This is a genomic window from Kitasatospora sp. NPDC029312 (assembly GCF_055569215.1).
Genome location: NZ_JBVHXY010000062.1, coordinates 25,517 through 38,816, shown reverse-complemented (window position 1 = coordinate 38,816; position 13,300 = coordinate 25,517). Strand labels below are relative to the sequence as shown.

At 72.6% G+C, this 13,300-nt stretch carries 10 protein-coding genes; 7 read left to right on the top strand and 3 right to left on the bottom strand.

What is annotated here, in order from left to right; translation table 11 throughout:
* Positions 1-548 precede the first annotated feature (548 nt).
* Positions 549-998: a PTS sugar transporter subunit IIA gene (locus tag ACZ4WV_RS33020; protein WP_465752371.1), complete on the top strand. Its 450-nt coding sequence runs from the start codon at positions 549-551 to the stop codon at positions 996-998.
* Between the two features lie 104 nt (positions 999-1,102).
* Positions 1,103-2,773 (top strand): phosphoenolpyruvate--protein phosphotransferase, encoded by a 1,671-nt coding sequence (gene ptsP, locus ACZ4WV_RS33015; RefSeq protein ID WP_465752369.1) that lies wholly within the window; start codon positions 1,103-1,105, stop codon positions 2,771-2,773.
* 99 nt (positions 2,774-2,872) lie between these two features.
* On the opposite strand, the gene ACZ4WV_RS33010 is transcribed toward ptsP, so the two are convergent.
* The 3 genes from ACZ4WV_RS33010 to ACZ4WV_RS33000 form a co-directional block, all read right to left on the bottom strand.
* Entirely contained in the window at positions 2,873-4,933 is a 2,061-nt protein-coding gene (locus ACZ4WV_RS33010; protein WP_465752367.1) for an acetoacetate--CoA ligase, read from the bottom strand.
* Positions 4,934-5,136: 203 nt separating this feature from the next.
* Positions 5,137-5,682 carry an NUDIX domain-containing protein gene (locus ACZ4WV_RS33005; protein ID WP_465752365.1) on the bottom strand — a complete coding sequence of 182 codons (546 nt, stop codon included), beginning with the start codon at positions 5,680-5,682 and terminating at the stop codon, positions 5,137-5,139.
* A 22-nt stretch (positions 5,683-5,704) separates the two neighbouring features.
* Positions 5,705-6,688, bottom strand: a complete 984-nt coding sequence (locus ACZ4WV_RS33000; RefSeq protein ID WP_465752363.1) for an NUDIX hydrolase — start codon at positions 6,686-6,688, stop codon at positions 5,705-5,707.
* Positions 6,689-6,920: 232 nt separating this feature from the next.
* Between ACZ4WV_RS33000 and mmuM the strand changes: the two genes are divergently transcribed.
* From mmuM to ACZ4WV_RS32975, 5 genes are all read left to right on the top strand, one after another.
* Positions 6,921-7,865 (top strand): homocysteine S-methyltransferase, encoded by a 945-nt coding sequence (mmuM, locus tag ACZ4WV_RS32995; RefSeq protein ID WP_465752361.1) that lies wholly within the window; start codon positions 6,921-6,923, stop codon positions 7,863-7,865.
* 149 nt (positions 7,866-8,014) lie between these two features.
* On the top strand, positions 8,015-8,779 hold the full coding sequence (locus ACZ4WV_RS32990; RefSeq protein WP_465752359.1) for an IclR family transcriptional regulator: 765 nt from the start codon (positions 8,015-8,017) through the stop codon (positions 8,777-8,779).
* A 281-nt stretch (positions 8,780-9,060) separates the two neighbouring features.
* A complete protein-coding gene (locus ACZ4WV_RS32985) occupies positions 9,061-9,798 on the top strand; it encodes an MIP/aquaporin family protein (protein ID WP_465752357.1) in 738 nt (245 codons plus the stop codon).
* A 98-nt stretch (positions 9,799-9,896) separates the two neighbouring features.
* Positions 9,897-11,417 carry a glycerol kinase GlpK gene (glpK, locus tag ACZ4WV_RS32980; protein WP_465752355.1) on the top strand — a complete coding sequence of 507 codons (1,521 nt, stop codon included), beginning with the start codon at positions 9,897-9,899 and terminating at the stop codon, positions 11,415-11,417.
* A gap of 171 nt (positions 11,418-11,588) precedes the next feature.
* A complete protein-coding gene (locus ACZ4WV_RS32975; protein WP_465752353.1) occupies positions 11,589-13,181 on the top strand; it encodes a glycerol-3-phosphate dehydrogenase/oxidase in 1,593 nt (530 codons plus the stop codon).
* Positions 13,182-13,300 lie beyond the last annotated feature (119 nt).

Genomic DNA, 13,300 nt, shown 5'->3' with positions numbered 1-13,300 from the left:
CAACCCCGATCACAAGACCGAGGCCGGGGATGTCAACATATCTGGCGTTGACTTTTGGCACGCTGTTGAGTTCTCAAGGAACGGACACTTCCTTCGAGCCGCCTTCCAGCGGACCCTCCGGGCGCTTCGTTCTTTCGTGTTCCCAGCTTATCAGACGTTTTCCGCTCCGTTTACCGGCGCTTTTTGCGTCTGAAATCTGCTGTTAACCGCCGTGTTGCGGCGACTCGACCAACCATAGCGGGTCGACGGCCGGAGCGCGAATCGGCGCCCATCCGGGTGTCGGCCGGTCGGCGGCATGATTTGTTGCTCTCGCGAGCATATACAGCAATGGTCCCGATTCGCCAAGATGCCTGTAGAGTGCGGCGTATCGGACCAGAGGACTAGACCAGTCACAGGCCGACGGAACGCCGGTCGGCAGGCGGGCGGGGGCGTGGGTCTTCGCCCATGAATGTCAGCAGATGTCCGAAGTTGACATCATTTAGGCTTCGGTTGATCGTGTGCCGCACCACGCGGCCGCTCGCTGTATTGCGCACTTGGGAGGCACAACCATGACCACTGTGACGTCGCCGCTGACCGGCAAGGTCGTCGGGCTCGCCGGCGTGCCGGACCCGGTGTTCTCCGGTGCGATGGTCGGCCCCGGCACCGCGATCGACCCGGTCCGCGAGCCCACCGAGGCGGTCGCTCCGGTGGACGGCGTCGTGGTCTCCATGCACCCCCACGCCTTCGTGGTCGTGGACGCCGACGGGCACGGTGTGCTGACCCACCTGGGCATCGACACGGTGCAGCTGAACGGCGAGGGCTTCGAACTGCTCGTCAACAAGGGCGACACCGTGGTGCGCGGCCAGGCCGTCATCCGGTGGGACCCGGCCGCCGTCGAGGCCGCCGGCAAGTCGCCGATCTCGCCGATCGTGGCGCTGGAGGCCTCCCCCGACTCGCTGGGTGGACTGCGCGAGGACGGCCAGGCCCAGGCGGGCGAGCAGCTCTTCAGCTGGAGCTGACCCCTTCATCACCGACACGGAACACCCGCCCCGCAGGAGTTGACGGGGCGACCCGTCACTCAGCGGTTCCCGGCGGGGCCGCTCCACTCAGCGGAGACAGGTACATGGAGAAGACACTGCGCGGCGTGGGTGTCAGCCACGGGGTCGCGATCGGCCAGGTGCGGCACATGGGCACGGCGGTGCTGGAACCCCCGGCCACCCAGATCCCGACCGAGGACGCCCCGCGCGAGCAGGCCCGCGCCCAGGCCGCGGTCGAGGCGGTCGCCGCGGACCTGATCGCCCGTGGAAACCTCGCCGGCGGTGAGGCGCAGGCCGTGCTGGAGGCCCAGGCGCTGATGGCGCAGGACCCGGAGTTGATGGCCGACGTGTCCCGCCGGATCGCCGTCGGCAGCAGTGCCGAGCGCGGCGTGTACGACGCCTTCGCCGCCTACCGCGCGCTGCTCGCCTCCGCCGGGGACTACCTGGCCGGGCGGGTCGCCGACCTCGACGACGTCCGCAACCGCATCGTGGCCCGCCTCCTCGGCGTGCCGATGCCGGGTGTGCCGGACAGCGATGAGCCGTACGTGCTGTTCGCGCGGGACCTGGCGCCGGCCGACACCGCACTGCTGGACCCGGCCCTGGTGCTCGGCTTCGTGACCGAGGAGGGCGGGCCGACCAGCCACAGCGCCATCCTGGCGCGGGCGATGGGCGTGCCGGCCGTGGTCGCGCTGCCGGGGGCGACGGACGTCGCCGAGGGCACCGTCGTCGCGGTGGACGGCAGTTCGGGCGACGTGCTGCTCGAGCCGTCGCAGGAGAAGCAGGACGAGCTGCGGGCGATCGCCGCCGAGCGCAAGGCCGCGCTGGCCGCCTCCTCCGGCCCGGGGCAGACCTCGGACGGGCACCGGGTGCCGTTGCTGGCGAACGTGGGCGGACCGGCGGACGTGCCAGCGGCGCTGGAGAACGGTGCCGAGGGCGTCGGCCTGTTCCGCACCGAGTTCCTGTTCCTGGACGATTCGGCGAAGGCTCCCGCCGAGGAGAAGCAGGTCGAGGCGTACCGCAAGGTGCTGGAGGCGTTCCCGGAGGGCCGGGTCGTGGTCCGGGTGCTCGACGCGGGCGCGGACAAGCCGCTGGACTTCCTGACCCCGGCCGACGAGCCGAACCCCGCGCTGGGTGTGCGCGGTCTGCGGACGCTCCTCGAGCACCCGGAGGTGCTGCGCACCCAGCTGCGGGCGCTGGCCAGGGCGGCCGAGGGCCTGCCGGTGCACCTCGAGGTGATGGCCCCGATGGTCGCCGACCGCAAGGACGCCAAGGACTTCGCGACCGCCTGCCGGGAGGCCGGGCTGAGTGCCAAGTTCGGTGCGATGGTGGAGATCCCGTCGGCCGCCCTGCGCGCCAGGGCGATCCTTCAGGAGGTCGAGTTCCTCTCGCTGGGCACCAACGACCTCGCCCAGTACGCCTTCGCCGCGGACCGTCAGGTCGGTGCCCTGGCCCGGCTGCAGGACCCGTGGCAGCCGGCGCTGCTGGACCTGATCGCCTCGGCCGCCGATGCGGCGCAGGCGGCGGGCAAGAGCTGCGGCGTCTGCGGTGAGGCGGCCTCCGACCCGCTGCTCGCCGTGGTGCTGACCGGTCTGGGCGTCACCAGCCTCTCCATGGGCGCGGCCTCGATCCCGTACGTGCGGGCGACGCTGGCCAAGTACACGCTGGCGCAGTGCCGTCGGGCCGCCGAGGCGGCGCGGGCGGCGGACAGTGCCGAGGAGGCGCGGGCCGCGGCGCAGCAGGTGCTCTCCGGCGAGTGACCCGGATTCCGAAGGGGCGCTCCCACTGCGGTGGGGGCGCCCCTTCGGCGTTCCTCGGGGCTCGGGCGCGTCCGGCCGGTCCGGCGGTCCGGGCCGGTGTCAGGGCTGGCGGTCGGTCCGGAGCTGCTCGAAGAAGCGCAGGTGGTCGAGGTTGTCGACGGAGCCGGGGTTGACGGCCTCCTCCAGCGGGGTGCCGGCGAGGATGCGCTTGACCGGGACCTCGATGCGCTTGCCGGTGAGGGTGTGCGGGAGGCCGCGGACGGCGATGACCTCGTCGGGGACGTGGCGCGGGGAGAGTTCGGTGCGCAGCGAGGTGCGGATCCGGCCGATCAGGGCGTCGTCCAGCTCCGCGCCGGGGGTGAGCACGACGAACAGCGGCATCCAGTAGCCGCCGTTGGGCTCCTCCAGGCCGATGACCAGGGACTCGGCGATCTCGGGGAGGCGCTCGACCACCTCGTAGATGTCCGAGGAGCCCATCCGGACGCCCTGGCGGTTGAGGGTGGAGTCGGAGCGGCCGTGGATGACGACGGTGCCGCGGGAAGTGATGGTGATCCAGTCGCCGTGGCGCCAGACGCCGGGGTACATGTCGAAGTAGCTGTCGTGGAACCGGGTGCCTTCGGGGTCGTTCCAGAAGCCGGTGGGCATGGACGGCAGGGGCTTGGTGACGACGAGTTCGCCGACGGCGTCGGTGAGGGGGCGGCCGTCGACGTCCCAGGACTCGACGGCGGCGCCGAGGCAGGGGGCCTGGATCTCGCCGAGGTGGACGGGGAGGGTGGGGACACCGCCGACGAAGCAGGAGCAGACGTCGGTGCCGCCGCTGACGGAGGCGAGCCAGACGTCCTCGCTGACCTCGTCGTAGATCCAGCGGAAGCCGTCCGGCGGGAGCGGGGAGCCGGTGGTGCCGATGCAGCGGACGGCGGACAGGTCGAGGTCGCGGCCGGGGTGGAGGTCGGCCTTGCGGCTGGCGACGATGTAGGCGGCGGAAGTGCCGAGGACGGTGGCGCCGGTGCGGGCGGCGACGGACCACAGGGCGCCGGTGTCGGGGTGGCCGGGGCTGCCGTCGTAGGTGACGATCGCGGACCCGACCAAGAGGCCGGCCACGAGGAAGTTCCACATCATCCAGCCGGTCGAGGTGTACCAGAAGAAGCGGTCCTCGGGGCCGAGTCCGAGGTGGAGGCCGACCTGCTTGAGGTGCTCGACGAGGATGCCGCCCTGGCTCTGGACGATGGGCTTGGGCAGGCCGGTGGTGCCGGAGGAGTAGAGCACCCAGAGCGGGTGGTCGAACGGGAGCTGCGCGAACTCCGGTTCGCCGCCCTGTTGCGTCGGCCCGGAGACGAGGTCGGCCCAGTCGAGGGCGCCTTCGGGGGCCGGGCCGCCGAGCAGGGGGACGTGGACGACGGTGCGCAGCGAGGGCAGTTCGCGGCGCAGTTCGGCGACGACGTCGGTGCGGTCGTGGGTCTTGCCGCCGTAGTGGTAGCCGTCGACGGCGATGAGGGCGTCCGGTTCGAGCTGCTGGAACCGGTCGAGCACGCTGCGGGCGCCGAAGTCGGGGGCGCAGGAGGTCCAGACGGCGCCGACGGCGTTGGTGGCGAGGAGGGCGACGACGGCCTGCGGGATGTTGGGCAGGTAGGCGGCGACGCGGGAGTGCGGGCCGATGCCCTGGGCGCGCAGGGCGGCGGCGAGGGCGAGGACCTGGCGGCGCAGCTCGGCCCAGGTGGTCGGGACGGGGCGCTCGTCGGTCTCGTCGAGGTGGAGGATCGCGGGCTGGTCGGCGTTGGCCGGGTCCTCGGCGTGGCGCAGGACGTGCTCGGCGTAGTTGAGCCGGGCGCCGGGGAACCACTGCGAGCCGGGGCGGGTCTCGTCGGCGAGGACGGCGTCGGGCATCCGGGGGTCGGCGAGGACGGCCTCGGGGGCCTGGCTGAAGCGGACGTCGAACCACTGGGTGACGGCGGTCCAGAAGCGGTCGAGGTCGGCGGTGGACCAGGCGTGGAGGTCGGCGTAGCGCTGGGCGGCCTGCTGGTCGTCGTCGGCCGGGGCGAGCGGGGCGGCCGGGGCGCCGTGGTGTTCGGCGGCCCAGGCCTGGAAGGCCACCAGGTTGGTGGCGGCGGCGCGGGCGGGGTTCGGGCGCCAGAGCGGCTGGTCCTGGGGTGGGGTGCTCACGGTGGTGGTCTCCCGGCCGGTGGTGGGGACGGGAGAGCTCGTGGCCAACCCGTCCGGTTGGGCTGTCGGTGCAGACCATGCCATGTGAGCGCCCGCTGCGCCAGGGTCGGCCGGTGCTCGGGCGTGCGGCTGTCCGGACGCCTTGCCGAGTGCCCGGCCTGGGCGAACGGGCCGTTGAACCGGCCCTGGAACCGGCCGTTGAACTACGCGTTGAACTCGCCGTCGAACCAGCGGCGGAGGATGCCGTTGTGGAAGTCCCAGACGAGCGGGGTGTCGGCGGTCGCGAGCAGCCAGCCGTCCGTCTCGTCGGTGGGGCGCGAGGGCGGGAGGTCGCTGAGCGGGCGGGCGGGGAGCAGTCCGCAGAGCATGACGAAGCGGCCGTTGGGGTCGGAGGCCATGTGGATCAGGGTGACCTCGGCCGGGTCGGCCGGGATGCCGGTCTCCTCCTCCAGTTCCCGCACGCAGGCCTGCTGCCAGCTCTCGCCGTAGTCCATGTAGCCGCCGGGGAAGGCGAGTTGGCCGTAGCCGGGCTCGATGGTGCGGCGGATGACGACCAGCGCCGGGTCGGCGTCGGGGCGGGTGACGGGCAGGACGGTGACCGCGACGGGCAGCGGGTTGCGGTAGCTGATCTCGGCGCAGCCGGGGCAGGTGCGGGGCCAGGCGTCGGTGTCCGGCGGGTAGGCGGTGCCGCAGAAGTGGCAGTGGGAGAAGGGCCGGTGGACGGTCCGCGTCGCTTCGTCTGTGGTCATGGCCGGATCGTAGCCCTGTCCGTCATCGGTGTTCCCCGGGGCGGGGGTGGTCGGCCGTACTCGCCGTCGCGGGGGCGGCGACCGGGGCGGTGGCCGGGCCGGCGTCGCCGGGCGGCTCCTCGCGGGTGGGGCGGAGCAGGGCGGGGTGGAGCAGGCGGGCGTCGCCGGCGTGGTAGGTCCGGGCCCGGGGGCCGCCGCGGGCTCCGCCGCGTTCGGTGGTGGTGCCGGTGCTCTCGACGAAGCCGGGGACGGAGAGCACCTTGCGGTGGAAGTTGCCGGGGTGGAGCTTCTCGTCCCAGACGGCCTCGTAGACGGCGCGCAGGTCGGGGATGGTGAAGTCGTACGGCAGGAAGGCGGTGGCGAGCGGGCTGTACTCGAGTTTGGCGCGCACCCGGTCGAGGCCGTCGGCGAGGATGCGGGCGTGGTCGAAGGCGAGGGTGATCGGGTGGAGGCCGGTGGGCCCGTCGACGCCACCCCCGTGGGCGTCGACGGGCCCACCGGTGGTCAGGGTGGAAGCGCAGGACCGCGGGCCGAGGTCGAGGTCGGCGACCGGGTGCCAGGCGGCGGCCGCGGCGTCCGTTCCGGCCTGGGGGTCGGGCAGGTCGGGGGCGAAGGCGAGGTAGGCGACGGAGACGACGTGCATGCGCGGATCCCGCTCGGGGGCGCCGTAGGTGCCGAGCTGTTCCAGGTGCAGGCGGCAGAGCTTGGCCTCGACCTCGGAGGCGCCCTGCAGGCCGGTCTCCTCGGCGAGCTCGCGGGCCGCGGCTTCGTCGAGGCCTTCCTCGCCCGCGCGCAGGAAGCCGCCGGGCAGCGCCCAGCAGCCCTGATAGGGCGGGGCGCCGCGTTCGACCAGCAGCACGTGCAGGCTGCCGCGGCGCAGGGTCAGGGCGACCACGTCGACGGTGACGGCGACGGGGGCGTAGGCGCGCGGGTCGTAGGCGGCGAGCCATTCCTGCTCGGCCGCGGGCCCGGTACCGGGCCGCGGGTACGGTTCGTCCGCTGCCATCGCGGGCTCCTCTCCGTACTCTCCGGGCATCCGGCACCCTCGGTGTCTCCGGGCATCCGGCACCCTCGGTGTCTCCGGGCATCCGGCACTCTCCGGGGCGTCCGGTGCCGTCGTTCTCGGGCTGAGCACAACGTAGCGACCGGGTTCCCCCACGGCAAATGGTTTTCCGGGTCCGCGGGCGCCTCCGGCTTCTAGGCTGTGAGCAGGAACGACCGCTGATGAGGAGGCCCCGATGCCCACTGCTCCCCCGCCGGACTTCGCCGCGGCGCTGGCGGCCGGCCCGCTGGTCCTGGACGGCGGGATGTCGAACCAGTTGGCGGCGGCCGGGCACGACCTGTCCGACGAGCTGTGGTCGGCGCGGCTGCTCGCGGACGACCCGGAGGCGGTGGTGGCGGCGCACCGGGCGTACTTCGCGGCCGGGGCCGAGGTCGCGATCACGGCGAGCTACCAGGCGAGTTTCGAGGGCTTCGCCCGGCGCGGGGTGGGGCACTCTCAGGCGGCGCGGCTGCTGGCGAGCAGTGTGGAGCTGGCCCGGGAGGCGGCGCGGGCCGAGCCGGGCGGGCGGCGGCGCTGGGTGGCGGCCTCGGTCGGCCCGTACGGGGCGGTGCTGGCGGACGGTTCGGAGTACCGGGGGCGGTACGGGCTGAGCCGGGCGGATCTGGTGGCCTTCCACCGGCCCCGGCTGGAGGTGCTGGCCGCGGCCCGGCCGGACGTGCTGGCGCTGGAGACGGTGCCGGACGCGGACGAGGCGCGGGCGCTGCTGGAGCTGGTGCGCGGGCTGGGGGTGCCGGCCTGGCTGTCGTACAGCGTGGCGGGTGACCGGACCCGGGCGGGGCAGCCGCTGGCCGAGGCGTTCGCACTGGCCGCCGAGGTGGACGAGGTACTGGCGGTGGGCGTCAACTGCTGCACCCCGCAGGACGCGGACCGGGCGGTGGCGCTGGCTGCCGAGGTGACCGGCAAGCCGGTGGTGGTCTATCCGAACAGCGGGGAGGAGTGGGACGCCGATCGGCGGAGCTGGCGCGGGGAGCCGACCTTCCGCTCGGCCCGGGTGGGCGGCTGGCTGGCGGACGGGGCGCGGCTGGTCGGCGGCTGCTGCCGGGTCGGGCCGGACGGGATCGCCGCGCTGGCGGCCGAGGTGGCGGTGCGGCGGGGGCTGCTGAGCGGAGTGGACGGTTAGATTCCGGGAGGCCGAGGGCCGGGGGGTTAACAGCCGGCCGAGGACGGGTTACCGAGGGGGAAGGTGCACGGACGGACCGCGGCCTGGCAGACTCGTCCCGTCACCAATGCGGTCGACAATGTCGACCGCCTGTCAGCGCGGAGGTACCCATGCCCGGCCCGATCCAGTCGCTCTCCCGGGCCGCCGCGATCATGCGTCTGCTGGCCGGCGGTGAGCGCCGCCTGGGACTGTCCGAGGTCGCGACGGCGCTGGACCTCGCCAAGGGCACGGCGCACGGCATCCTGCGCACGCTGCAGCAGGAGGGGTTCGTGGAGCAGGACCCGGAGAGCGGCAAGTACCAGTTGGGCGCCGAGTTGCTGCGGCTCGGCCAGAGCTACCTGGACGTGCACGAGCTGCGCGCGCGGGCGCTGGTGTGGGCGGACGACCTGGCCCGGGCGGCCGGGGAGACGGTGTACCTGGGGGTGCTGCACCAGCAGGGCGTGCTGATCGTGCACCACGTCTTCCGCCCCGACGACACCCGGCAAGTGCTGGAGGTCGGTTCGATGCAGCCGCTGCACAGCACCGCGCTCGGCAAGGTGCTGGTGGCCTACGACCCGGTCGCGCGGGGGGAGTTGGGCGACGGCCCGTACGAGCCGTACACCCTGCGGACGTTGACCGAGGCGGCCGATCTGGACGCCGAGTGCGCGCTGATCCGCGAGCGCGGGTGGGCGGACTCGATCGAGGAGACCTGGGAGGGCGTGGCCTCGATCGGCGGGCTGATCCAGGACCGGCGGCGCAATCCGGTGGGCGCGGTGTGCATCAGCGGGCCGGTGGAACGGGTCTGCGAGGACGGCTTCGTGAGGCCCTCGCTGGTCGCCTCGGTGCGCAGCGCGGCGCGCGCGATCTCGCGCGACCTGGGCGCCGGGCGGTTCTGAGCGCAGCGGTCGAATCGTCACGCTGAGGCGCGGACGGGCGGAAGCCTGTCCGCGCCTTGGCGTTTTGTCCGTATTCCGGACGCTCCGCTCGGTAACTTCGGGGAGCGGGTCGAGGGAAGGGTCACAGCTGCGTAACCCCGCCTTGACGAGGAGGCGACCTGGGGAGGAAGCTTCCGCATGACGGTCGACATTGTCGAACGACGGCCGGGAAGATCACTCCCACAACGCGCTCACCCGCACGGCGATCCACCGGCCCACCCCCACCCGTTCCTCCGGGCCATATGGACAAGGGAGTCTTTGTGTCCGCGTTCTCCAACGGCGACGTCTTCGTCGGCGAAACCCTCGGCACCGCCGCTCTGATACTCCTCGGCGGTGGCGTCTGCGCCGCCGTGACCCTCAAGAAGTCGAAGGCCGTCAACGCCGGCTGGCTGGCGATCACCTTCGGCTGGGGCTTCGCGGTCCTCATCGCCGCCTACATGTCGGCTTCGAAGTCCGGCGCCCACCTGAACCCGGCCGTCACCCTCGCGCTCGCGGTCAAGAGCGGCGACTGGAGCCAGGTGCCGCTCTACCTCGGCTCCCAGCTGCTCGGCGCGATCATCGGCGCCGTGCTGGTCTGGCTCACCTACCTCGGCCAGTTCCAGGCCAACCAGGAGCCCACCCTCGGCATCTTCTCGACCGGGCCCGAGATCCGGAACCCGATCCAGAACGTGATCACCGAGGTCATCGGCACCTTCGTGCTCTGCTTCCTGATCCTCACCATCGGCACCAACGACGGGCTCACGAAGTCCGGCACCAGCACCCTGATGGTCGCCTTCACCGTCGTCGGCATCGGCCTCTCCCTCGGTGGCCCGACCGGCTACGCCATCAACCCGGCCCGTGACCTCGGCCCGCGCATCGCGCACGCCATCCTGCCGATCCCCAACAAGGGCAGCTCGGACTGGTCGTACGCCTGGATCCCGGTCGTCGGCCCGCTGCTGGGCGGCCTGGCCGCCGGCGGCCTGTACGACGCCCTCTTCTAAAGACCGGGTTGGACCGCTCCGAGCACGGGGACTGACCGAGAAACGCGTCAGGCCCACCCACCCCGTAATCCCCCGAACTTGAGCCGAGGACCCTCCACATGACCTCCACTGGCAACTACATCGCCGCGATCGACCAGGGCACCACCTCCAGCCGCTGCATCATCTTCGGCGCCGACGGCCGGATCGTCGCCGTCGACCAGCAGGAGCACCGGCAGATCTTCCCCCAGCCCGGCTACGTCGAGCACGACGCCGCCGAGATCTGGACCCGGGTGCAGTCGGTCGTCCGCGGCGCGCTGGAGAAGGCCGGCCTGACCAAGGACGACATCCGCGCCATCGGCATCACCAACCAGCGCGAGACCACCGTCCTGTGGGACAGGAACACCGGCGAGCCGGTGTACAACGCGCTGGTGTGGCAGGACACCCGCACCGAGGCGCTCTGCCGCGAGCTGGGCCGCAACGTCGGCCAGGACCGCTTCCGCCGCGAGACCGGCCTCCCGCTGGCCAGTTACTTCGCCGGTCCCAAGATCCGCTGGCTGCTGGACAACGTCGAGGGCCTGCGCGAGCGCGCCGAGGCCGGCGACATCCTGTTCGGCACCATGGACACCTGGGTGATCTGGAACCTCACCGGCGGTGTCGACGGCGGCAAGCACGTCACCGACGTGACCAACGCCAGCCGCACCATGCTGATGAACCTCAAGACCCTGGCCTGGGACGAGAGCATCGCCGAGTCGATGGGCGTGCCGATGGCCGTCCTGCCGGAGATCCGCTCCTCCGCCGAGGTGTACGGCGAGGCCGTCGGCGACCTGGCCGGCGTCCCGGTCGCCTCCGCGCTCGGCGACCAGCAGGCCGCGCTGTTCGGCCAGACCTGCTTCGACGAGGGCGAGGCCAAGTCCACCTACGGCACCGGCACCTTCCTGCTGCTGAACACCGGCGAGAAGATCGTCAACTCGTACCACGGCCTGCTGACCACCGTCGGCTACCGGATCGGCGACCAGGCCCCGGTGTACGCGCTGGAGGGCTCGATCGCCGTCACCGGCTCGCTCGTCCAGTGGCTGCGCGACCAGCTCGGCATCATCTCCACCGCCGCCGAGATCGAGACCCTCGCCAACACGGTCGAGGACAACGGCGGCGCCTACTTCGTCCCGGCCTTCTCCGGCCTGTTCGCCCCGTACTGGCGCTCCGACGCCCGCGGTGTGATCGCCGGTCTGACCCGGTACGTCACCAAGGGCCACCTGGCCCGGGCCGTCCTGGAGGCCACCGCCTGGCAGACCCGCGAGGTCGTCGACGCCATGCAGAAGGACTCCGGGGTCGAGCTCACCGCCCTCAAGGTCGACGGCGGCATGACCAGCAACAACCTGCTCATGCAGAACATCGCCGACGTCCTGGACGCCCCGGTCGAACGCCCGTACGTGGCCGAGACCACCGCCCTCGGCGCCGCCTACGCGGCGGGTCTCGCCGTCGGCTTCTGGAACGACCTCGACACCCTGCGGGCCAACTGGCACCGCGCCGCCGAGTGGACCCCGCGCATGGACGAGGCCACTCGGGAGCGTGAGTACAAGAAGTGGCTCAAGGCCGTGGAGCGCACCATGGGCTGGGTGGAGGAAGAAGAGAACAACTGACCGAGAGCCGGTCGGGGCACCGCGCCCCGACCGGCCGCCCGCTGTTCCGGCAACGGGCGTCACCGTGTTTCACCGGCCCGCCGCACCGGGCCGACCGGCCTCTCCCGCAGGGGCCGCACCGCACACGAGAGGAGTAACGGCGCCGCTCGACCAGCGCCGTACACAACCACCATGGCAACCATCCCGACCCTGGGCGCCGAGCGCACCGCCGGCCACACCGCTTCCCGCGCCGAGACCCGCGAACTGCTCGGCAAGGCCACCTACGACCTGCTGGTGATCGGGGGCGGCATCCTCGGCACGGCCGTCGCCTGGACGGCGTCCCAGGCCGGCCTGAAGGTCGCCATGGTCGACTCCGGCGACTTCGCCGGCGCCACCTCCAGCGCCTCGTCCAAGCTCGTCCACGGCGGCCTGCGCTACCTGCAGACCGGCGCGGTCAAGCTCGTCGCCGAGAACCACAAGGAGCGCCGCGCGCTCTCCACCGACGTGGCCCCGCACCTGGTCAACCCGCTGACCTTCTTCGTGCCGGTCTACAAGGGCGGCCCGCACGGCGCCGCCAAGCTCGGCGCCGGCGTCTTCCTGTACTCGGCGCTGTCCGCCTTCCGCGACGGCATGGGCCGGGTCTCGACCGCCGCCCACGCCGCCCAGCAGGTGCCCGCCCTGCGCACCGAGGGCCTGCGCTCGGTGGCCGTCTACGGCGACCACCAGATGAACGACTCGCGCGTCGCGGTGATGACCGTCCGCGCCGCCGTCGACGCCGGCGCCGTGGTGCTCAACCACGCCGAGGTCACCGGCCTGCGCTTCACCGGCGGCCGGGTCACCGGCGCCGAGGTGCGCGACCGCCTGGACGGCAGCGAGTTCGGTGTCAACGCCCGCCTGGTGCTCAACGCCACCGGCCCGTGGGTGGACCACCTGCGCAAGATGGAGGACGCCGGCGCCGCGCCGTCGATCCGCCTCTCCAAGGGCGCCCACGTCGTCGTCAAGCGCCGCTCCCCGTGGCGCGCCGCGCTGACCATCCCGATCGACAAGTACCGCGTCTCCTTCGCCATCCCGTGGGAGGACCACGTCCTGCTCGGCACCACCGACGAGGAGTACACCGGCGACCCGAAGGACGTCCGGGCCACCGACGCGGACATCGACCAGATCATGGGCGAGGCCGCGCACGCGATCCGCGACGAGCACCTCGACCGCGACCTGATCACCTACTCTTTCGCCGGTCTGCGCGTGCTGCCGGGCGGCCCCGGCGACACCGCCGCCGCCAAGCGCGAGACCGTCGTCACCGAGGGCCGCGGCGGCATGCTGTCGGTCTCCGGCGGCAAGTGGACCACCTACCGGCACATCGGCCGCACCGTGCTGGAGAAGCTGGCCCACGTGCCCGGCACCAGCCTCGGCGAGGACATGTCCCCGATCGCCCCGACCGTGCCGCTGCCGGGCGTCGGCGCGCCGAACGCGGTGGCGCACCGCCTGCTGATCGACCGCGAGCCGGGCTCGCGGATGGAGCCGCTGGTGGCCAAGCACCTGGCCAGCCACTACGGCACGCTCTCCTTCGAGATCGCCCGCCTGATCGACGAGAACCCGGAGCTCGGCCGGCCGATCCACGAGGACGGTCCGGACGTCTGGGCGCAGGTCGCGTACGCGGTCGACAACGAGTGGGCGTACACGGCGGACGACGTGCTGCGGCGCCGCACCACGATGACCGTGCGCGGGCTCGACACCCCGGAGATCCGGGCCGAGGTCGAGGCCTTCCTCGCCAAGCGCTCCCAGTAGGCCTTCGTCGGCGGGGGGGGGGGCGGGGGGGGCCCGGGGCCCCCCCCCCCGTTTCTTTTTTCGGGGGGTCTGTTGGGGGTCAACGCGGGGGCGGCAGGACCCCACAACCACCCAACACC